The 20346-nt window shown below is 50.0% G+C and carries 18 protein-coding genes; 12 read left to right on the plus strand and 6 right to left on the minus strand.

The annotated features are described in order from the left end of the window. Positions 1-71: 71 nt before the first annotated feature. The gene (locus DEV76_RS17745; protein ID WP_109699262.1) at positions 72-596 is read left to right on the plus strand and encodes an ATP/GTP-binding protein; all 525 of its coding nucleotides are present in this window, start codon (positions 72-74) and stop codon (positions 594-596) included. Here the strand turns inward: DEV76_RS17745 and DEV76_RS17750 are convergent. Together DEV76_RS17750 and DEV76_RS17755 are read right to left on the minus strand one after the other, a co-directional pair. Continuing rightward, entirely contained in the window at positions 583-1011 is a 429-nt protein-coding gene (locus DEV76_RS17750; protein ID WP_109699263.1) for a DUF1801 domain-containing protein, read from the minus strand. The two genes, DEV76_RS17745 and DEV76_RS17750, sit on opposite strands and share 14 nt — an antisense overlap. Before the next feature lie 114 nt (positions 1012-1125). Beyond that, positions 1126-1584, minus strand: coding sequence for a hypothetical protein (locus DEV76_RS17755; RefSeq protein ID WP_109699264.1), 459 nt, complete (start codon positions 1582-1584; stop codon positions 1126-1128). Positions 1585-1710: 126 nt separating this feature from the next. On the opposite strand from DEV76_RS17755, the gene DEV76_RS17760 reads away from it, so the two are divergent. The 6 genes from DEV76_RS17760 (at position 1711) to DEV76_RS17785 (ending at position 7918) form a co-directional block, all read left to right on the plus strand. Further along, positions 1711-2490: a LuxR C-terminal-related transcriptional regulator gene (locus DEV76_RS17760; protein WP_198652113.1), complete on the plus strand. Its 780-nt coding sequence runs from the start codon at positions 1711-1713 to the stop codon at positions 2488-2490. Positions 2491-2785: 295 nt separating this feature from the next. Then, entirely contained in the window at positions 2786-4960 is a 2175-nt protein-coding gene (locus DEV76_RS17765; RefSeq protein WP_157962959.1) for a hypothetical protein, read from the plus strand. Positions 4961-4983: 23 nt separating this feature from the next. Further along, on the plus strand, positions 4984-5568 hold the full coding sequence (locus DEV76_RS17770) for a hypothetical protein (protein ID WP_109699266.1): 585 nt from the start codon (positions 4984-4986) through the stop codon (positions 5566-5568). Positions 5569-5982: 414 nt separating this feature from the next. After that, on the plus strand, positions 5983-6228 hold the full coding sequence (locus DEV76_RS17775; RefSeq protein WP_157962960.1) for a hypothetical protein: 246 nt from the start codon (positions 5983-5985) through the stop codon (positions 6226-6228). Between the two features lie 840 nt (positions 6229-7068). Then, positions 7069-7284, plus strand: a complete 216-nt coding sequence (locus DEV76_RS25995; protein WP_157962961.1) for a hypothetical protein — start codon at positions 7069-7071, stop codon at positions 7282-7284. Positions 7285-7432: 148 nt separating this feature from the next. Next, the gene (locus DEV76_RS17785; RefSeq protein ID WP_109699269.1) at positions 7433-7918 is read left to right on the plus strand and encodes a hypothetical protein; all 486 of its coding nucleotides are present in this window, start codon (positions 7433-7435) and stop codon (positions 7916-7918) included. Between the two features lie 65 nt (positions 7919-7983). On the opposite strand, the gene DEV76_RS17790 is transcribed toward DEV76_RS17785, so the two are convergent. From DEV76_RS17790 to DEV76_RS17800, 3 genes are all read right to left on the minus strand, one after another. Further along, positions 7984-9252 carry a PQQ-dependent sugar dehydrogenase gene (locus DEV76_RS17790; protein WP_232826981.1) on the minus strand — a complete coding sequence of 423 codons (1269 nt, stop codon included), beginning with the start codon at positions 9250-9252 and terminating at the stop codon, positions 7984-7986. A 62-nt stretch (positions 9253-9314) separates the two neighbouring features. Continuing rightward, on the minus strand, positions 9315-9887 hold the full coding sequence (locus DEV76_RS17795) for a GNAT family N-acetyltransferase (RefSeq protein ID WP_109699270.1): 573 nt from the start codon (positions 9885-9887) through the stop codon (positions 9315-9317). A 13-nt stretch (positions 9888-9900) separates the two neighbouring features. Next, entirely contained in the window at positions 9901-11298 is a 1398-nt protein-coding gene (locus DEV76_RS17800; RefSeq protein WP_109699271.1) for an MFS transporter, read from the minus strand. Positions 11299-11374: 76 nt separating this feature from the next. Between DEV76_RS17800 and DEV76_RS17805 the strand changes: the two genes are divergently transcribed. Further along, on the plus strand, positions 11375-11788 hold the full coding sequence (locus tag DEV76_RS17805; protein WP_109699272.1) for a winged helix-turn-helix transcriptional regulator: 414 nt from the start codon (positions 11375-11377) through the stop codon (positions 11786-11788). Here DEV76_RS17805 and DEV76_RS17810 read toward each other — a convergent pair. Then, entirely contained in the window at positions 11753-12355 is a 603-nt protein-coding gene (locus DEV76_RS17810) for an RNA polymerase sigma-70 factor (RefSeq protein WP_109699273.1), read from the minus strand. The two genes, DEV76_RS17805 and DEV76_RS17810, sit on opposite strands and share 36 nt — an antisense overlap. A 163-nt stretch (positions 12356-12518) precedes the next feature. Here DEV76_RS17810 and DEV76_RS17815 point away from each other — a divergent pair, with 163 nt between their 5' ends. The 4 genes from DEV76_RS17815 to DEV76_RS17830 all read left to right on the plus strand — a co-directional run bounded on the left by DEV76_RS17815 (position 12519) and on the right by DEV76_RS17830 (position 20335). Next, the gene (locus DEV76_RS17815; protein ID WP_157962962.1) at positions 12519-13070 is read left to right on the plus strand and encodes a hypothetical protein; all 552 of its coding nucleotides are present in this window, start codon (positions 12519-12521) and stop codon (positions 13068-13070) included. A gap of 67 nt (positions 13071-13137) precedes the next feature. Continuing rightward, complete coding sequence (locus tag DEV76_RS17820) at positions 13138-15603, plus strand: zinc-dependent metalloprotease (RefSeq protein ID WP_109699275.1); 2466 nt, start codon at positions 13138-13140, stop codon at positions 15601-15603. A gap of 2 nt (positions 15604-15605) precedes the next feature. Then, complete coding sequence (locus DEV76_RS17825; protein WP_109699276.1) at positions 15606-16850, plus strand: FecR family protein; 1245 nt, start codon at positions 15606-15608, stop codon at positions 16848-16850. Positions 16851-16966: 116 nt separating this feature from the next. Further along, on the plus strand, positions 16967-20335 hold the full coding sequence (locus tag DEV76_RS17830; protein WP_109699277.1) for a SusC/RagA family TonB-linked outer membrane protein: 3369 nt from the start codon (positions 16967-16969) through the stop codon (positions 20333-20335). Positions 20336-20346 lie beyond the last annotated feature (11 nt).

Below are 20346 nucleotides of genomic sequence, written 5' to 3' on the forward strand. Positions count from 1 at the left end.
CAGAGGAAGACAGGTTTGCTGCGGCAGGCCTGTTTTCTTTGTTCTATACCTCAATTAGCCAACTATACGCGATGAAAATAGCAATAATCGGTGCTCACCGGGTCGGTAAAACCTCATTGGCCGAAGCACTGCTGGAGCATATGCCCGGATATACCCTTGAAATGGAACCCTATTACAAACTGGAAGAATCGGGGTATGCTTTCTCAGAAATACCCGTTGTAGATGATTTCCTGGCACAGATTAAGTATTCGGTAAAACAGGTATCACAGGCGGGTGATCATGTTATCTTTGACCGGTGTGCCATAGATATCCTGGCTTATATCCATGCAATAGATAAAGACATCCATATTCAATCCCTGTTTGAAGCTGCGCAGGCCAGTATAGAGGAAATAGACCTGCTGGTGTTTGTACCCATAGAAGTACCGGATCTGATATCTGTCACGAAATCGGACTGGCCGAAGCTGAGGAGGACGGTCAATGATCTGCTGGGTGACTGGATCGGGGACCTGGGAGATAAAGTGATTGAAGTGAGCGGGTCTTTAAATGACCGGCTGGGTCAGGTGCTTACGCAGATACCGTCCGCTAACCGTTCTTAGTTTCCGCTCCATTCCGTATGGCTGCCGCAAGCACATCTGTGTTTATATTTTTCAGCGTTTTAAACTGAATGCAGTAACCGGTTACAGTGGCTTTACCGATATTGGGTCCGTACGTGCGGGAGAGGTAAGTCTTATCTTCTATTCCAAGGATGTAGACGGAGATGCCGGATGTGTTTGCACTCATACCGATTTGATAAAACTCTTTGGTTTTACCACCGGCGTATTTGATGGTGCGGGAACCATATCCGATATTGGGATTGGAGACCGTTTTGTTCTCACTGTTTTTGCCATCAAGGAACCATAGTTTGCAGGAAGGCATTATTTCCATGATGATACCGTGCAGGGCCTGCATGTCGCTGCGTTTGGGTTCAGGCTGGCTGGTAATGTAATTGTCGATTTGTTCCTGTACATTCATGGCATCTGGATTTAGGGTTATAGTGATACCGGAGGCGGCTTCCCAAAAGTAATGCGGCTAGCTTGTGAAGCATGGGGGCGAATGCGGCCATTTCAGGGTATATCACGCCAAACCTCAGTACACTTCCAGGATCTTGTCTTTCCCTTTAAAATCAAATGCATCTCCCGGTTTCTTCTGCATTAACTGCTGCGCCAATGGGGAGGCAGGAGAGAGGAAGATGATCGTTTTGCCATCCATTTCCTGCTTGCCCAGCCCGGCACCGATAAAGAAGCCTGCTTTGGTGGATTGAATGAAAGCTCCGGGGCCGGGTGACTGGTATATGGCATTTACCTGGATGGCATGCAGTGCCTGGAGATCCTGCTGGTGGGCGAGCAGCTGCCTGGCGTACATATCCTTTTCCAGGTGGCTCATAGCCCTGGTGGTTTCATACTTGTCTCCGGCGGAGCTTTTCCCTTCTTCGTTTGCTGCCGCCTGCGCATTATCCATTGCCTGCTTAGTGGTGGCAATACGGTCTGAGAGTATGTTCTCACAATATTGTTTGAGCCGGATCTTATGCGCAATCTTTTCTTCCATAGGGTCAAATTTATTCAAAATGACAATCATAACCCTGAGTTTGATATTTTAGTTAGGTTTCCTATATTCGTTGTTATCATAGTTTGCTCAATCTCATTCGTCTCTATACGTTTTTAAGTCAACCATATGCCTGCAAACCAGTCAGCTTATTACCTGACCGCCAGAAAGTTCTGGCAAACAGTGACCGACAGTGAAGGAAGTACTTCCAACTCCCGGCTGCAATTACAGCTGGAAACCTACAAACGCCTCTTCAGCGTATTTCAGGCAGGGAATTATTACCACATCATCTTCAACATGTACAAAAGCGAGCTGGATTACGTGGACAGTAACGTTACCCAGGTACTGGGCTATTCCCCGGAAGAGTTCACCATCGCTTTCCTCATGGAAAACATCCATCCGGATGATAAACCCTACTTCCTGAATTTCGAATACCGGGTAGTGGAGTTTTTTAAAGCCCTGCCTTACGAAAAGGTACATAAGTACAAAGTGCAGTACGATGTAAGGATCAGGAACCGGGATAACAAATACATCCGGATACTGCACCAGGCCGTTCAGATCGATTATGATGAGAAGAATTACTACCGCACCCTGAGCCTCCATACCGATATTACCCATATCAAGCCCGAAGGCAAGCCCTGCTTCTCCCTCATAGGGCTGGATGATGAGCCTTCTTACCTGAATATAGAAGACGATCATGTGATTACCTCCTCCACAGACCTCTTTACGAACCGGGAACGGGAGATACTCAAATGCATCGTGGAAGGTAAAAGCAGCAGGGATATTGCGGACGAGCTGTTTATCAGCCTGCATACGGTAAACGCCCACCGGAAGAACCTCCTGTCTAAAGCCGCGGTGAAATCGCCTGTGGAGCTGGTGAAGAAAGCCATCCGGGAAGCATGGGTCTGATCGTTCCCCCTTATTTCTATTGTATGGAATAAAAAATAGCTACTGCTAGTTATTTTCTCGTATCACCCTGTAAAATAACTTTGTATCATAAACCGTCATCTGTGAAATAAACAAACCGCACCATCTGCCGGACAGCACTACTGATACATGAATACACCTCAAATGAATAACCGATAAGTTCAGCCGGAAGCGCTGAAGATAGTTCAACCAATTACATACCGCTAGCATACAATTGTATGATGGGATTTGATCAGTATACTCCCCATAGCCACTCTCATGTCTAAATTTTCATAAAATGATTAGGTATTTACTTATTGTAGCATTGCTTGTTGCCGGCATATCCGTTTGCCGGGGCCAGCTGAGTGTTTATATCTGCAACGAAAACGGGCAGATCGGCTGGGCCGCCGGTTATGATAACACCAACGGGGTGCGGGACAATAATGCGTTCCTGTCCTGCAAAAACAATGGAGGTAAATACCCTTTAATTAAAATGAGCCATAACGGTCCGGGTTGTTATGCCATTGTTCAGGGGCGGAATGATAAGGGGGAAAAGAAATACGGCATGGGCTCCGGGGCTAAAACCACGGAAGAGGCGCATAGTATTGCCCGGCAACAGGCCATGTTTGCAGGGGCTTTGGAGAACACCTTGTCGTTAGTTACCTCCGGATGCAGCTATCCTCCGCCCCCCAAAGCGGTAGTGAAACAGGTGCCGGTATGGAGCGACTGGACGGGAGAGGCATGTACCTACCTCGAATACAGGACCAAGGTGCTGGAAGGGTACGACTGGAATTACCAGGTACACGTATACATACAGGTGCGTTCTAAGTTTAAGATACCGGTGACTTATATGTTTGAACTGGCCGACGGGAGCGGGAAAGTGCATTTCGGGGAACAGCGTGCCAACAACCCGGGCGAGGAGATCGGGTTTGTTCATAAGATGAGTGAAAAGATCATTAAGAAGATCCGGATAAGGGATCTGCGGAATGCCCAGACAAAGAAACCCATCAACTGCGAGGATGCTGAGGGTGGCAGGAAGCCCCTCCGGCCGGGAGAATATGATAACCTGCGGGAAGCAGTGGCCGAATACTATAAACTGCTGCCCCAGATCCGGGAAACCGTCACCAAAACGAGTAATTATGAGCATACGGTGAAGATCCTGAACAGTAAAGAGTCGGATGAGTTTAAACTCAACACCGTCAACAGCTCCATTTCCTACCTCCGGAGCTTCCTTGAACAGCCGGGGTACAAAACTGCCGATCCTCAGCAAGCTCCCGATCTTTCCGGGGATATCCTTGAACTATCGCGGAAAGAGATCAGCCTGATTAATGAAATCAGAACATTAGACCCAAATGCCGATGTAAAAGCCTGGGACGGTAACCCGGGCGATAATCCGGCCCTTACCGTGCAGCGGAAGAAGGAGAACATCAGTCAGCTGGAAAGCCGGCTGGGCAGGGCATCCTCTAAAGCAGCGGCAGACAAGGCGGAGAAGGAACGGCAGAAGAACACCTTTAACAGCCTCATACAGAAGGGCGATGATGCCATGAGCAGCAAAGGGTATCCGCTGGCTATGCAGCACTACCAGTCGGCGCTGAACAGTACTACAGATATAAATGATCAGGCTACGGCCCGCGTGAAGTATAATGAGGCGCAGGAAGCGCAGAAGTCGAAAGACAGGGAGGTTAGGGTAGCCGAAGCCAAAGAGCGGGATAAGTCGGAAGATGTTACATATGGAGCTGCAGCAACAGCTACTGCGGGATTGATGGCTTTGCTGAAAGACGGCTACAGCAGCAAAAGCTTTGCCGCCAAGTTCCTGCTTGGATTAGGATATGAACATTCGCCTATCCTGAGCAACGGGGCGGGTAAGTCTTATGTGGAAGAGCGGGACCTCTTTACCCTTAATACCGGCTTCATCATTGGGGTGCTGAATAATAAAGCCGTATCCTTTTACCTGAAACCACAGGGGAGCCTGGGTATGAGTGCCTTTTCATCCGGAATCAGCGGCGGTGCGGTGAGCTATGGGGCTACCGGCGTATTACAGCTGGCCGTTAAGAAGCATTCGAAGTTTAATGTGTTTGCCGAAGGCGGCTGGTTCCACCGCGATGGTAATTATACCTACGATGCGGATGCGCGGAATAATACTGCTACAGACGATGTGCGTAAAGGGAAAATGAAATATACCAAATTGCTTTATGGCGGCGGGCTCATGCTCCGTTGGATCAATAAGCACGACGGAAAGGAAACCTTCATCAGGCCCGGTGTTTTCTTCGAAAAGCCATCCTTCTTTACCAGTGCCGTGAAACCCATTCTGAGCATGCATATGCAGTTGTACATCCACAGTGCCATTATGCTGGATGTGGGATATACTCCCAATACCTATATCCCCGGTGAGCTGAACTTCCCGGCCACGCTGGAAAAGAAAGACGTGAACGCTTACAGCATCAAACTGATGCGGATAGGCAGGCTGTATTAAGATTACCCGTAAAACTGTGTATAATGAAAAAGTATATTTCCCTCTTCATAATCATTTGTGCGGCCATGATGGTTTCCTGTTCGGAAGAGTCGCCGGTAGAAGGCCTGATCAATACCAAATCATCTGTAGTAACGCTTAATACTGAAGTGGCGGCCGGTAATACCAAAACCATCACGCTGACGGTAAATAACAAAACCCTGCAGCTGCAGGTGCAAAGCAACCTGGTAGTCGCAAATGGAATAGAGTACCGCCATTGTATGTTAACCATGCTGAACGGGACGGGCTTTTTCCCTGTGGTAGCCAATTCGATCTATATCAAAGGGATGGATGCCGGAGCGGAAATATCTGCAGGTGCTTTCAGCAGCCAGTTATATATCGCTTATCTGTATTCCACTTCCCGGGCTGTGAATACTGCTAATTATACCTATACCAGTAACAACGGAATGCGCTTTGACCAGCGTTACTTCGTGCCATTGAAGGTAATGCCCGCAAGTAATGGTGAGGCGCCCATTTACGCATACCTGGAGTTCTCCATTGCTGCAGATAAGGTCGTGCTGCACAAAATGGTTTACCGGAGTGTGGGGAGCCTTTCGGCGGGAGGGGAATAGCCTTCTGCTGTTGCTGGTTTTCCTGGTTAAATTGGTTTTGTTATTGGGTCCAAATAATGATGATTTACTACTAATGGCATTTGTTTGATAATTAGCTGCTGGACTGCGTTTAACGCATAATTAACACCCCTAAAATAGCTGTATGTTTACTTTTACACCCGTTGTTATTAATAGTGGAAAACTGTGGTAGTAATAGTCTTATTTCATAGCCAAGCCTGACATCGGCTTCCCTGGTTTGATTAATCCTCGTTGCAAATGTGTTTACTAACGATCCGCAATGCCGATCCATTGGAGAGGAATGCCCGTAAACGAATGAAAGCAAAACTTTCACGGAAATTACGGGTGAAATGTATTCATGCATGTTGCCATGGCTTACGATCAATGGTAATGATCGTGCTGGGTATACTTAATTTTATGTGGGTTATTCCGCCGGGCAGCCTGCATGCTGCCGCAAGTGATTCCTACATGGTATCCATTGCCCATGCTTTTTATAATACTGCCATCCCCGGTCAAATGCTTATCATCCTCGTATTTGCCGCATTTATATTCCCGTTCCGTAAAATGCTGAACGATCTTACTGCTATCAGTGCCATCCTGCGCAGAAGAGCCGGTTATAGAAACCAACATTGCAAAAACGATTCAGGGGATTCTGTCATGTAATATTCTCATCACTTTACACACATACATCTTTGTTTTAAACACCTGCTATATCCTTATTTGCCAACGTTTTTGATGTATTTGGTTAGCCGTATGTTAACCCGTAGAAATAGCGAATTAATACGCATGGTTAGCTGAAGTAATATGCTTTAATTGCATTCATGATGAAAGTAATTCATCGTAATATTTTGAACAAATCTTAAACCAAACCTTAATAAGAATGTTTACAGTATCACTATGATATGTATGTTGGTCAAGCTTTTATATGGAGTATATTTCCAATCCGGAAGTCAACGATAGAGTAAATTCCATGCGATTATGACTGAATAACCTTAGCAGGTATTTCCTGTTGCCCAGCGGGTAACATTTACAATCAATTTAATTACTGAGGGTAAGCATATATATAACTTATAACTGTGTTTGCTCTATCCATTTTAACCTGTTTTTTATAATGTAAATTTTATGAACAAAATTTTAAAGCTATTCTATTGTGACTATGTGTTTGGGCTTAGCCTGATGATATTTAGTTTGATTGCGGAGTCGGATTTTGCTGATAAACTTGATGTGAAGTTCGTATTTTCGGATTTTGTATTGGGATTAAGTTGGTTTATCCTTATTTTCTGGACTGCCGTTTTTAGTATTTGTATTTTCGTGGTGAATATGATTAGTTATGAATTATTTTACAGTGCGAGTATATCTAACAAACTGAAGAATGAATTTGGTTTTTTCATTGTACTGATATTAAAATATGCGATGCCTACTTTCTTGGTCTGGAGTGTTGAAATAGGTGGAGTTTCTGTGCTGGAAGAAATGCCAGTCACTTCTTTCATATTCAGAGCTTTTATGAGTATGTCCCTTGTGCTGGACCTGATAGTGTTTTCTTTTAAATACGCCGGAGATGATGTGATCACGATTAAAATCGGCAATAGAAAGTTTGTATACCCCTGTAAGAAGATCCATAATTATCTGGCATTTATTACATGGAGCGCTTTTTCAGTATCTGTAGGTAAAGTCTATAAAACCAAGATAGACAACTCGAAGCATTCCACCCTCCGCTAATTATTACTAACCCATAGTAACAGGTATCTGCCGTTCTCTTCCCGGCAGGTACCTGTTGTTGTTTCCGGCAATTGTTAAGCCGGTTTGAAAATCCGGGGCATTTACTATTTTGCAGGTATTCCAACTTAGCCACTATACCTACAGAATTATGCCTCAACTGAATAAAGACATCACCGCTGCTTCCGAATGGATCACACAGTGCTTCGGCTCCATCGGCTTAAAACTCGATTACTCCCTGGATAGTATCATGCACATTGATGGTTTCCTTCAAATGAGCATGGCCAATTCCCAACCCATTCCCGGTACGATACTGGCTTCTAATTTCGGGCAGATACTTTTTGGCCTGGGCGCCTACCTTGGTGAAACCATCATCCGCCATGCTCCCGGAGCTGCATGGATGGCCAATGGTGAAGACCCTCAGACCGAAGTGAATGTTATGATTCAGCTGCCTGATGGGGGACAGCTCTGGCCCATGATGAAAGTGATCAAACGTGCGCAGAACGGGTTTGAAGATTCCGTGTATCCTTTTGCTTATGAGATCACTAAGCCTTATGGAGAATTCCCGTTCAATGCAGCGTTCTGGGATATAGGGAACCTGAAGTCCGCTAAAAAGCCCTGGTATAAATTCTGGTAGTTCCCTTACATAAAAAGGCCCGCAGGAATCACTTCCTGCGGGCCTTTTACTATTGTAGTATCTGATTACTTCTTCGCTATCCGGTAGAGGCGGCCCTGGTCGGTTACCGCATACAGCGCACCATCTTTACCCTGGGTAATGTCGCGGAAGCGCTGGCCTTCATTAGGCAGGATGCGTTCTTCACCCACCACCTTGTTGTCCTGGATCACCAGGCGCGCAATGTGCGTGCTGCTGAGGCCGGAAACGAACAGGCTGTTCTGCCATTCAGGAATGTCTGTTCCGGTGTAGAACGTCATGCCGCTGGGAGAAAGTACAGGGTCCCAGTAGTATACGGGTTGCTCAAGACCAGCTTTCTGCTGAATGCTGTCGCCGATCTTTTTACCGCTGTATTCCAGTCCGTATGTGATGGTAGGCCATCCGTAGTTTTTACCGGGTTCCACACGGTTCAGCTCATCGCCGCCACGTGGACCGAACTCTGTTTCCCACAGATCGCCGGATACCGGGTGGAAGGCAAGGCCCTGCACGTTACGGTGACCGTAAGAGTACAGCTCCGGACGGGCATTTGCATCGCCTGCGAAGGGATTGCCTGCGGCGGGTTTACCGTCTTTGGTAATGCGTACGATCTTGCCGAGGCCGGACTTCAGATCCTGTGCCTGCGGACGGGTAGCAAGGTCCGACCGTTCGCCGGTGCTAACGATGAGGTTATTGTCTTTATCGATGAGGATGCGGCCACCGTAGTGGAGCGTACCATCATATTCAGGGGTGGCGCGGTAAATAACCGTGGCGCCTTCAATCTTCTTTTCGTCGGCAGAGAGTTTTCCTTTGGCTACTGAAGTGAGCGTGCCACCGGGGCGCTGTTCGGAGAATACCCAGTACACCATACGGTTGCTGGCGAAATCAGGATCAACGCGCAGGCCGAGCAGTCCGCCCTGACCTTTGGAGTTCACTTCCGGAAGGCCGGTAATGGGATCGCTCAGCTGGCCCTGCTGTGTGGCGATGCGCATGGTGCCGCCTTTTTCGGTAATAAGCAACCGGCCATCGGGCAGGGAAGTGATACCCCAGGGTTTGGAGAGCCCTTCAGACAATACTTTGCCTTCATATGGTGTGGCAGTGGCAACCCCGGCTATTCTCGTTTGTCCTTCGAAAGCAGGCTTGTAATCGGTATTTGCGGCCTTGGTTTCAACGGGATTGTGAGACGAGTCCTGCTGCGCGGTGGCGGCGGAAGTACTGTCTTTGGTATTGTTGCCTGAAGTGCCCTGGCCGCATGATGCGATCACCACGGCTCCGCCTACGCAGAAAGCACGCAGGAGTTGAGGAGTCGGATACATGTTCATAAGATACATTGAGTGATTTGACTGGATTATCGGTGCTTAAATATAATATAATGTTGTCAGGATTACACGGTTTCTTCATGCCATTCCCAAACCACCACGCTCCAGGTGCTCATATCGTCGGTATACGTATGAATGGGGCGGAACCCCACCTTTTCATGTGCCCGGAGGGAGCGCTGGTTAAAAGTGGATATCTCGGTAAGGAGGAAGTCGTATTCGCCTGCGTAGAGGGTTTTATGGTGTTCATATAGTTGTGCGAACACGCCTTTTCCGCGGTAGGCAGGGTGTACACAAACCTGGCCCATCACGTAATAGTTATGGGAATTGAGGGGGCGGCCTTTATAAACCACGTGATTGAAATTATCCAGCATGCTTTGCAAAGGCAGGTAGGCACCGGCCCCGGCTTTGGTGAGCACGAGGGCATATCCTGCTACGGTATCGCCGTCTTTCACGATCACGGCAGGGGCGATGGCATGCAGCTGCAGGAGGATGTCGAGGTTGTAAGACCAGGTTACGAACCCTTCTTTGGATTTCTCTTCCGGGCTGAGCTGCTGTGAGTGATTGGATTCCGAGAGGGCGGCGATCTGCCGCAGCTCTTCCACGGTGGTAACTACGGTGGCAATGGGTCCCTGTTGCATCTGTGGCTTTTTGTCAAATATAGGAATTTGCAGTGTGCGGAACGGTGCCGGGCATGCGGTAGAGAAAGAGGGCCGTGAGCAGCAGCAGGCCGATGTTAAGGCCGGTTGCAGGAAGGTAGGCTGCGGTGTAACTGTGCCCGGATTGCAGCTGTCCGAAGAAGATACCGCCACAAACGCTCACGCCCAAGGCGACAGCCGTTTGCTGAAAGGTACTGTATGTACCGGAGGCCGCGCCTGCCAATGGTTGCGGAACACCTTTCATGGCTGTGGTAAGGAGGGAAGGGAGTACTGTGCCGCATCCCATGCCGTAGGCAAACAGTACCGGAACCAGCCATCCATGCCCGGGAAGGCCGCCGGCAAACAGGTACATATGCAGCACGAGGGTAACGATCATCAGCCCCACACCCGCCAGGAGTACCTTTTTGCCATACCGCCCCAGCAGACGCATGGCAATGAGGGAGGCCAGCACATAGCCCAGTCCCTGTGCAACAAAGAGCATTCCAGTGGTGGTGGCGCTGAGCCCGTAGCCGGATTGCAGCAGTACGGCATGAATGAGGAAGTAGGAATCCTGAACCATGAAATAGCTCAGCGTGGCGAGGAGTGCCAGCCGGTAATCCCTGATGCGGAACAATTGCAGCTGCATGAGCGGTTCCGCATGTTTCCTTTGCAGCAGTACGAATACAGCCAGCAGGGGAAAGGATGCTGCCAGCAGCAATATGCTCCAAAGCGGCCAGCCCAGTTCGCGCCCCTGTATCAGCGGGTAAACAAGGCTCATGAGGCCCGCTGTGAGCAGGGCCACACTGCCGGCATCTATGCGGCCTTTTGATGTTGGGGGAGTAGCCGGGAGCTTACGCCAGGCTAATATCCCGGCAATGAGCCCGATTGGGAGGTTAATGAGGAAGATGAAGCGCCAGCCTGCCACTGGGCCCTGCAGGTCGGGGATGATGCCGCCGAGGAGTTGCCCGATAACGGAAGCGGAGCCTGCGATGGTTCCGTAGATACCGAGGGCCCGGATACGTGCTTTATGTTCCGGGTACAGTACATGCACCAGCGCTATGCTTTGCGGAATGAGGAATGCTGCGCATACGCCCTGTATGAAACGTGCAACATTCAACTGGAAAGGCGTGGCAGCTATTCCGCAACAGCAGGAAGCCAGCGTGAAAAGGAACATGGATATTACGAACACGCGCTTCTGTCCATACCGGTCGCCCAGTTTGCCGCCGGTAATGAGAAAGGAAGCGTAGCCGAGCAGGTACATGGCAATAACGAGCTGCATATCGGCATCTGTTCCGCCCAGTCCGGTGCGGATGGAAGGGAGTGCTACGTTGACGATGAAAATATCGATGACTGCAAGGAATACTGCGGAGGAGATAATGGCGAGCTGTAACCAGCCGGATGGGTGTCTTTTCATTATTCGTTACCTTTAAACCGCCAAATTTCTGGCAGCAGCATCGGGTAAACAAGTAGTTTACTGTAAGATACCGGGTATGAAAAAAGATACTAATGAACAGCATGGCGCCTTTGCGCAAACAGCCGCAGGGGCGGAATTACTGGAAAATAACTGTGCCATGACACTGGCCATGCAGGTGATCGGCGGAAAGTGGAAATTACTCATCCTGAATGCCATCCGGAAAGAGTGCCCTGCACGCTTCGGTGAGCTGCGCAATAAGATGGTGGATATTACCCATGCCACCCTCACCGCACAACTCCGTGAACTGGAGCGCGACGGGGTGATAGAACGGAAGGCCTACGCCGTATCGCCCCCGAAAGTAGAATATAAACTCACTGAACTGGGAAAGCAACTGGTGCCTGTTATGCAGGCCTTATGCGATTGGGGGGAAGCGTTCCGCCAATCTGCCGCGGTATCAGCGGAGGGCCGTGAAGAGGGAACCGCCGAATAGTATAAACAATACAAGCTGCCGGTCGCTGAATCGGAGGCGTAGCTGTGCCAGGGCTTTTGCCTTATGCTCCTTTACGGTAAATACCGAAATACCCAACCGCTCCGCGATCTCCTCGTGGCTCATCCCTTCCATGAAAACCATTCTGAAAACCTGCTGCCGTTTTTCCGGTAACTGGGCTATTTCCTTATAAATCTGCTGCATCAGCTCCGTCCGGATCATTTCCTGCAACACGGGTTCATCTGCCGCCTGTCCTTCGAGGTATTGTATTTCTTCCCGGAAATGCTCTTTCACTTTCTGGTGCCTGAGCAGATTGAGGCAGGTGTTACGGGTGGCGGTATAGAGGAAGCTTTTAATGCTTTTGGGATGAGAGAAGTTAGCCCGCTGGTCCCAGAGTTTCACGAAACTGTCTTTCACCGCATCTTCTGCGGCGGCGGTATCGCCTGTCAGCTGCGAGGCGAAGAAGCACAGCGGTTTGTAATGCTCTCTGAAGAAAGCATTAAACGCTGTTGAATCCCCCTGCTGGAACGCGGGAATGAGATCTTCCCCCGGGTCCGCATACGCTGACATACGACTTTGGTTTAATGTGGAAAGTAAAGGCGAGCGGGCTAAAGTAGGTATTTCATCCGATTCAGGCAAGTAAGGGATACCGGAAAAAATAATTTGAAACAGACTAGTTCGAATGGATTACAAGGGTGTTCTATCTCCTGTAACGCTTGAATATATGTCATATATGAAATTTAAACAACTTATGGCGGCCTGTTTCGTACTGGCTGGAGTGCTGCAGGGGTGCTCAGGGCTTCCGCCGATACCGGGCCTGCCGGGAATGGCCAAGCCACGCAACAAAATGCCCGATCCGGGTATTCCGGGGGGAGGGGCATTTACCTGTACCTATGCTTCGCCGGGGAATGAATTAGTTTCCGGTTATGATGCAGGATTATTAGATTTGTCGCTCGAAGGGAACGGCGGCGCATGGCTGGCTGTCCCGCTTACCGATGCTTCCTTTGACTCCCTCGCATTTAATCTGGCGGAAACTTACCGGCCCGTCGCCCAAATGATGATCAATCAATGGGCGGGGCAGAACAACAGCGGAATCATGCTTGACCTCCGTACCGGCCATCCTGGCCAGCAAAGGGCGACATTTTCTGTCGAGAATCCCGTACGGAACTTCCCTGTGATGCTCCTTTGGGATCAGGGCTCCGCTTTCCGGTCCAATGCTTACCTGCGTGTACTGCAAACCGTTCCCGGTATCAAAGCCGTTTCCGGCCCGGGATGCTTCCAGTAACTGCCATCCGGTGTACTGTATTTCCCCAATATATTTTTGAATCACAACCAATAACCGACACATCGCGATGAAACGCTACGTCTATATCTCATTAGCAGCTACAGTGCTGGCTTCCTGCGCCGTTTTCAAAGACGGTAAGAAAGCCAAAGCCAAAAAAGCAGCTGCTACCGCTGCAGCAGCAGCCAAGCCTGTACCTCCTGTAAGTAAGAACGGTATCAAGCCTTATGCTACCGTTATTTCTAAAAACCTGATCGTTAAACCAGGGCTTTTCACCGTTATCCATTCCCCGGAAATGGACAGCATTTTCTTTGAAGTGGGCGACAGTCTGCTCGGCCGCGACATCATGGTGATCAACCGCCTCATTGGCGCGCCCGGTGGTATGAATGTGCATGCCGGTGAAGAACTGGACAACAATACCATCATATTCGAGAAAGGCCCGAACGAGACCATCCGGATCCGTTATAATATTGTGGCTGCCGATGCGAATACGACAGACAATATCTATCGTGCAGTACAGAACTCCAACGTGAACCCTATAGTGGTGAGCTTCCCCATCAAAGCCTATGGCAAGGATTCCGCCAGTTATGTGATTGATGCCAGTAAATTTCTAAAAGATCCCGCCAGCCTGATCCACAGCCTCGAGAAAGGGCAGATCAGCGGACTTGATCCCAGGACGCTGAAGGAGCATGAAGTAAACTCCCTGCGCGCATATCCCATGAACGTGGAAATTGCGACCACCAAGAATGGTAATTTCAAAACCATCTTCTCAAAGAACCCTGCACCGGTAACAATAGAATCGAACACTTCTTTCATCCTGCTTCCTGAAAAGCCCATGCAGCGCCGTTTCGCTGATGAGCGTGTAGGTTATTTCACCGACTGGGTGCATGAATTCGGTGATCACCAGCAGAAAACTAAAACGCGTGAGTTCCTCAACCGCTGGCGCCTTGAGCCCAAACCGGAAGACATGGAAAAGTATAAACGCGGTGAGCTGGTAGAGCCCGTTAAGCCTATTGTGCTGTACATCGACCCTGCTACGCCTAAGCAATGGCGTAAGTTCCTCATCCTCGGAGTGAACGACTGGCAGGTGGCTTTCGAGAAAGCCGGCTTCAAAAATGCCATTATGGCGAAGGAATGGCCGGAGAACGACAGCACCATGCATATGGAAGACGCGCGTTATTCATTTATCAATTACTTCGCTTCGCCGGTAGCCAATGCTTATGGCCCGAATATCCACGACTCCCGCAGCGGAGAAATTATCCAGACGCACATCGGCTGGTACCATAACGTGATGAACCTGCTCCGTAACTGGTACATGATCCAGGGAGGACCAAACGATTCCGGCGCGCGTAATGCCGTGTTCGATGAAGAACTGATGGGGCAGCTCATCCGGTTCGTATCCAGCCACGAAGTAGGGCACACCCTCGGGCTGCGCCACAACTTCGGCAGCAGCAGCATGACGCCTACAGACAGTCTCCGCAGTAAAACATACCTCGCCAAACACGGCCATACGGCCAGCATCATGGACTATGCCCGTTTCAACTACGTGGCACAGCCGGAAGATAATATCCCGCGCGAACTGCTCTTTCCCCGCATTGCGGAATACGACCAGTGGGCGATCGAATGGGGTTATAAATACACAGGAGCGGCTACCGCGGCAGAAGATCAGAAGATCATGGCCAAACTGGCTACTGAGCGCCTGGCTGCCAATCCCCGCCTTTGGTTCGGCGATGGTGAATCCCGTAAAACAGATCCCCGCTGTCAGACGGAAGACCTGGGCGATGATATCGCCAAATCCAATACCCTCGGTATTAAAAACCTTCGCCGTGTAATGGCGGGTCTTCCCCAATGGACGATGGAAGATAACGGGTTGAACGGCGAACTGAAAGAAATGTATAATGAAGTAAAGTCACAATATTTCCGCTATGTAAACCATGTGATACGTTTTGTAGGTACAACGCAGTACACGGTGCGCTCCAACGGTGATACCCGTCCGGCATTTGAGGCGGTTCCCCGTGAAAAGCAGCTGGCGGCGCTGAAGTTCTTCGAAGATGAATTATTCGTTACGCCCACCTGGATCATGGATGCGAAAGTGGCCGGCCTTACAGAGGAATCGGCTGCGAAAGATTTCGTTTCTGACCTGCAGGAGAAAGTAGTGAACTCGCTGCTCGACGGCCAGCGGCTGAACTTTATGCTGGTGAACGAACAACGTTTCGGTAAGCAGGCGCTTGGGTTCGATGAATATATCGGCCGCGTTCGCAACGCCATCTGGCAGCCCATTATGAAGGGTACCGTGAAAACCGATTTGTACCAGCGCAATATGCAGCGCAATTACCTTGGCGCTATAATGGCTGTGGCCGGTTCTGTAGACCCCGTTGCTTCGGAATCTGAAGCCGCAGCGCGCCTGTCTGCAGAAATCAGGGTGTTGAAGAACATCATCGAAGGAGCACTCAGCCGTACAACAGACTCCGCTACCAAAATGCACCTGCAAACACTGGCGCAGAAAATTAAACAGCTCGAAGCTAAAAAAGCATAAACGTGTCTCAGTATACTCCCGATCCGGCGGAAGACCGGCAAATGATGCAAACGGCAGAAATGATAGCCGGCTTCCTGCACCGCAGGCTCCAGGGAACACTGGATGCTGAGGGTGAAGCGGCACTGGAAGCCTGGCTGCAATCGCAGCCGGAGTTAAGCCGCCGGGCATATGCCGGTATGACGGAAGACCCGGCCATCGAATCTGCCCTGCGATCGTTCCACCGTTTTGATGAAGAAGCGGCACTCAGCGATGTATGGCAGCGTATCGGCGACCGTGAATTGAACCCGCGTGGAAGGGTGCGCCGCCTGTGGTGGCGTTCCGCAGCAGCGGCGGCAGTTATACTGGCAGTGGGAGCAACATCGTTTTACCTATCCTCTCATAAGCATAGACAGACCCCGGGAACTTCCATGGCAGCGCGTTACAACAGTGACGCGCTGCCTGGAGGCAACCGTGCTGTGCTGGAACTGGCAGATGGCAGTCTCATAGAGCTGGACAGTGCCGGTGCCGGAGAACTGGCGCGGCAGGGAGATGCACGTATCACCAAAAGCGGCGATGGACAAGTGGCGTATGAAGATACAGACCCCGCTTCCGCAGAAGCCACTGCCTGGAACAAGATATCCACTCCCCGTGGCGGACAATTCCAGGTTACCCTGCCCGATGGTTCCAAAGTATGGCTGAACGCCGCATCCTCACTCCGTTTCCCGGCTGTGTTCAACAGTCCGGAAAGACTCGTGGAGCTGAGCGGGGAGGCGTATTTCGAAATCGCGCAGGATGCTGCAAAGCCTTTCCGGGTGGCGGTAGCCGCTTCGGGTAAAGGGCCCATGGTGATCGATGTGCTGGGTACGGCATTTAACGTACAGGCGTATGCGGATGAACCGGTGCGCACCGCCACGCTGATTAACGGTAAGGTACGTGTAAGCAATGGCAGCGAAGGGAAAGTGCTGGTACCGGGGCAGCAGGCCGTCCTTAAAGGATCGCACCAGCTGATGGTTCAGGCAGCAGATACGGATGCCGTAATGGCCTGGAAGAACGGGCTCATCAGCCTGCAGAATGCTTCCATTGAAGAAATTATGCGGCAGGTGGAAAGATGGTATGATGTGGATGTGATATACGAAGGAGAAGTGAAGCAGCAGTTCATGGGTAACATCCCCCGCACAATGAAGCTCTCCGACATCCTGAAAGTGCTGGAAAGCACAGGATGGGTAAAATTTGAAGTTAACGGGCGTACCGTAACAGTAAGGCCATAAACGGCAGCAGAAATATAGCAGTATAACTACGGGACATTTGAATGACGCCGGATAACCGGTAACAGTAAGACCAAAGTACAGAAACAGCAAACCAGGAATCTAAATTGCATGAAGGCATGAAAGACATGAATGTCAGGAAAACATTTATCCCTGTTCAACAGGCAGCGCATGGAGCGTTGCGGAAAGGGTGGCGCATTCTGATGCTGCCCTTAGCGCTGTTGGCCGCGTTGCCGCTGGGCGCGCAAACTGTAAGTCTTTCCGTCCGGAAAGCACCCATCGATAAAGTCTGTAAGGAAATAGAGAAACAGACCGGGTTTTATTTTGTGTATGCGAAAGATCTGAGAGATAAGGAATACCCTGTGAGTGTGGACCTGAAGAATGAAAAGGTGGAGAAGGCCATCGCTAAAGTGTTTGAAGGTTCCCCTTTCAGCTATGAGGTCATAGACAAGGTGGTTTCCGTAAACACCGCGAGTAAGACAGCACCTAAAGCAATTCCTGCGCAGGATACCCTGCATATCAGGGGGATGGTATTCGGGGGAGGAATGGCATTGCCGGGTGCTTCCGTGATGTCGTCCAAAACGAAACGCATGGTGCTCAGCGATACGAAAGGGAACTATGAACTGAAGGGCGTGGTGATCGGGGAGGAAATCATCGTTTCCTTCATCGGTTTCGAATCGAAGCGGATTGTGGTTACCGAAGACAGGAATGTGGGATTTTTCCTCAAGCCTGCCGCCAATAACCTCGATAACGTGGTGGTAAAAGCATATGGAACCACCAGTAAACGATTCAATACCGGTAACATCGTCTCTATCTCCGGCAAGGAAATCGAGAATATGCCCATTTTAAACCCGTTAATGGCACTGGAAGGCCGCGTGCCGGGTCTTACCCTCACCCGTACATCTGCTGATCCATCTGCGCCAATTAAAATCGAAATACGGGGCAGGAAGAACATCAATCCAAATATCCCTTCCGATCCGCTTATTATCGTGGATAACGTGCCTATGACGGTACTGAATCTGAGAACACACCAGGTACAGCCGTACCAGAGCAGCAACCAGCTGTCTATGGGGCTGGATCAATCCGGGGTAACGAGCGGTATCAGTCCCTTTTTCGGGATGAACCCCAGGGATATTGAATCCATCGAAGTGCTGAAAGATGCAGACGCCACGGCTATTTATGGCAGCCGCGGTTCTAACGGGGTGATCCTCATCACTACAAAAAAAGGCAAACCCGGGCAAACGCGGGTGGAAGTGAGCCTGGCTTCGGGTTTTAACAAGGCGGTAAGTTTTCCGAAAGTGCTCAATACAAAGGATTACCTGCAAATGAGAAGGGAGGCTTTTGCCAATGATGGCATTACACCTACCGCCACACTGGGCCCCGGATTTGCGCCGGACCTGATGGTATGGGATACCACCCGGAACACTGACTGGACTAAGCTGTTGTATGGCAAAACCGGTTTCAATACGTCCGGCAATGTATCCGTTTCCGGCGGTTCGATGTATTCCACTTACCGCATTGGTGCGGGATACTCCAATTCAAAATCCATTGAAACAGTATCGGGCGGCGCTAAAGCCGCAAATTTGTCGCTCAACCTCGGGATGACGAGCGTGAACCAGAAATTCCGACTCGGTTTTACCGGCGGTTTCAGCCAGAGTTCAAACGATGCTTCCCGGATGTATGGCAACATCAGGCTGGCGCCTAACGCACCGGATATTTATAAAGCAGATGGTTCCCTGAACTATGAAGGGTATGCATTGATTAAAGATTTCCCTTTCAACGGGCTCGGAGCGTTCCAGAAAGTACTCAGCAACAACCTTACCGGATCACTGAATGCAGGGTATGCAATTACCAGTGCTTTGAATTTTGATCTGAACATCGGTTACAATAAATCCATCTCGGAATCGCGCAGCACTACACCTGCAGGCGCACAACCTCCTTATAACGGCACTGCCCGGGGGTATCTGTATTTGGGAGAAACCACCAATACGAACCTCAACATCGAGCCAAGCCTCCGGTACAGCACGGTTATCAGCCAGGGTAAACTGGATGTGATGGCAGGGGCTACCTATCAGGCCAATGAAACCTGGTCGTTACGCACCCATGGATCGGAGTATACGTCTGACGATCTGCTCGGATCAATATCCAATGCGCCTAAAGTGGCAGCCTCTGAATTGAGCGGGCAATACAAATATGCCGGAACATACGTGAACATCGGTTATAACTGGGCGGGTAAGTATGTGCTCAGTCTCAACGGTAACCGCGATGGCAGCAGCCGGTTTGGTCCGGGTAAGCAGTTCGGTACCTTCGGTTCCGTGGCGGTAGCCTGGCTGCTGACGGAGGAGCCCTGGATAAGGAAGAACCTCCCTGAATGGATGAGCCTCCTGAAACTTCGGGGCAGTTATGGCAGCGTGGGGAATGATGGTGCGGGCGATTATATGTACCTGCCGCAATGGAACAGCATGAAAGAAGGCAGCACCCAGATGTTGCCCTACAACGGCGTGCTTCCCCTGATATCGCAGTTGCATGCAAATAATGATTACCACTGGCAATCCATGATAAAGTCGGAAGCAGGGATAGAAACCCGCTTCTTCAAAGAAAGGGTGGGGGTAGACTTTGCACTCTGGCGCGACAGGAGCGATAACCAGCTGGTGAACTTCCCTACAGGATTCTTTACAGGGTTTCCCAGCGTATACGCCAATTCACCTGCTAACGTAAAGAACTACGGATGGGAGACTTCGGGCTATGTACAGGTACTTCGGAAAAGCAATGCCAACTGGACTTTAACCTTCAACCTGAGCCAGACGAAGAGTAAGCTGGTTTCCTACCCGCACTTCGATAAATCGCCGTATTACTTTACCAAACGTATCGGCCATTCGCTGGAGGAATATTATCTCTTCCACTTCCTTGGAATAGATCCGGCAACGGGTGATCCAGTGTTTGAAGATGCGAATAAAGACGGGAAAGTAGGAGAAGTATATGACAGGCCCAATTGGGAGGGAGATAAGATCATTCCGAACTTATCGGCACCTGTGCTTGAAGGTGGAGTGAATTCCAGCCTGCAGGTTGGCCGGTTTACCATGAGCACATCCCTTGTATTGAAAAAGAAGAACGCCATGAGCAGCATTAGCGGCGAAATGGGCAAAATGAAAAACGTGTTGCAGTGGGAATTCGATAACCGCTGGAGGAAACCGGGAGATATTGCCCTTGTGCCAAGAGCTACTACACAGAACTATGCTACCGCAAACGAATACAGCGGGTCGAACGCGCAATTCAGCATGATTCATATGCTGCGCGTAGCCAACCTGGGCATGGGATATTCACTGCCGGACGCATGGCTGAAAGGGACGGGTATTAAGCAAATTGCCATCAGGGCGGATGCGAATAACCTGTTTCTGCTGAGCGACTACAAAGGGGTGGACCCGGATGTAAGTTCCTATATGCCTCCCATGCGTACCATCAACTTCGGTATCAATTGTTCACTTTAATGCCGTGCTGT

This window comes from Chitinophaga deserti (assembly GCF_003149455.1).
GTDB lineage: Bacteria > Bacteroidota > Bacteroidia > Chitinophagales > Chitinophagaceae > Chitinophaga > Chitinophaga deserti.

Excerpts from the sequence above, each read along its gene's own strand:
- DEV76_RS17745 (WP_109699262.1), top strand. The coding sequence starts at position 72 with ATGAAAATAGCAATAATCGGTGCTCACCGGGTCGGTAAAACCTCATTG.
- DEV76_RS17750 (WP_109699263.1), bottom strand. The coding sequence starts at position 1,011 with ATGAATGTACAGGAACAAATCGACAATTACATTACCAGCCAGCCTGAA.
- DEV76_RS17755 (WP_109699264.1), bottom strand. The coding sequence starts at position 1,584 with ATGGAAGAAAAGATTGCGCATAAGATCCGGCTCAAACAATATTGTGAG.
- DEV76_RS17760 (WP_198652113.1), top strand. The coding sequence starts at position 1,711 with ATGCCTGCAAACCAGTCAGCTTATTACCTGACCGCCAGAAAGTTCTGG.
- DEV76_RS17765 (WP_157962959.1), top strand. The coding sequence starts at position 2,786 with ATGATTAGGTATTTACTTATTGTAGCATTGCTTGTTGCCGGCATATCC.
- DEV76_RS17770 (WP_109699266.1), top strand. The coding sequence starts at position 4,984 with ATGAAAAAGTATATTTCCCTCTTCATAATCATTTGTGCGGCCATGATG.
- DEV76_RS17775 (WP_157962960.1), top strand. The coding sequence starts at position 5,983 with ATGTGGGTTATTCCGCCGGGCAGCCTGCATGCTGCCGCAAGTGATTCC.
- DEV76_RS25995 (WP_157962961.1), top strand. The coding sequence starts at position 7,069 with ATGAGTATGTCCCTTGTGCTGGACCTGATAGTGTTTTCTTTTAAATAC.
- DEV76_RS17785 (WP_109699269.1), top strand. The coding sequence starts at position 7,433 with ATGCCTCAACTGAATAAAGACATCACCGCTGCTTCCGAATGGATCACA.
- DEV76_RS17790 (WP_232826981.1), bottom strand. The coding sequence starts at position 9,252 with ATGAACATGTATCCGACTCCTCAACTCCTGCGTGCTTTCTGCGTAGGC.
- DEV76_RS17795 (WP_109699270.1), bottom strand. The coding sequence starts at position 9,887 with ATGCAACAGGGACCCATTGCCACCGTAGTTACCACCGTGGAAGAGCTG.
- DEV76_RS17800 (WP_109699271.1), bottom strand. The coding sequence starts at position 11,298 with ATGAAAAGACACCCATCCGGCTGGTTACAGCTCGCCATTATCTCCTCC.
- DEV76_RS17805 (WP_109699272.1), top strand. The coding sequence starts at position 11,375 with ATGAAAAAAGATACTAATGAACAGCATGGCGCCTTTGCGCAAACAGCC.
- DEV76_RS17810 (WP_109699273.1), bottom strand. The coding sequence starts at position 12,355 with ATGTCAGCGTATGCGGACCCGGGGGAAGATCTCATTCCCGCGTTCCAG.
- DEV76_RS17815 (WP_157962962.1), top strand. The coding sequence starts at position 12,519 with ATGAAATTTAAACAACTTATGGCGGCCTGTTTCGTACTGGCTGGAGTG.
- DEV76_RS17820 (WP_109699275.1), top strand. The coding sequence starts at position 13,138 with ATGAAACGCTACGTCTATATCTCATTAGCAGCTACAGTGCTGGCTTCC.
- DEV76_RS17830 (WP_109699277.1), top strand. The coding sequence starts at position 16,967 with ATGAAAGACATGAATGTCAGGAAAACATTTATCCCTGTTCAACAGGCA.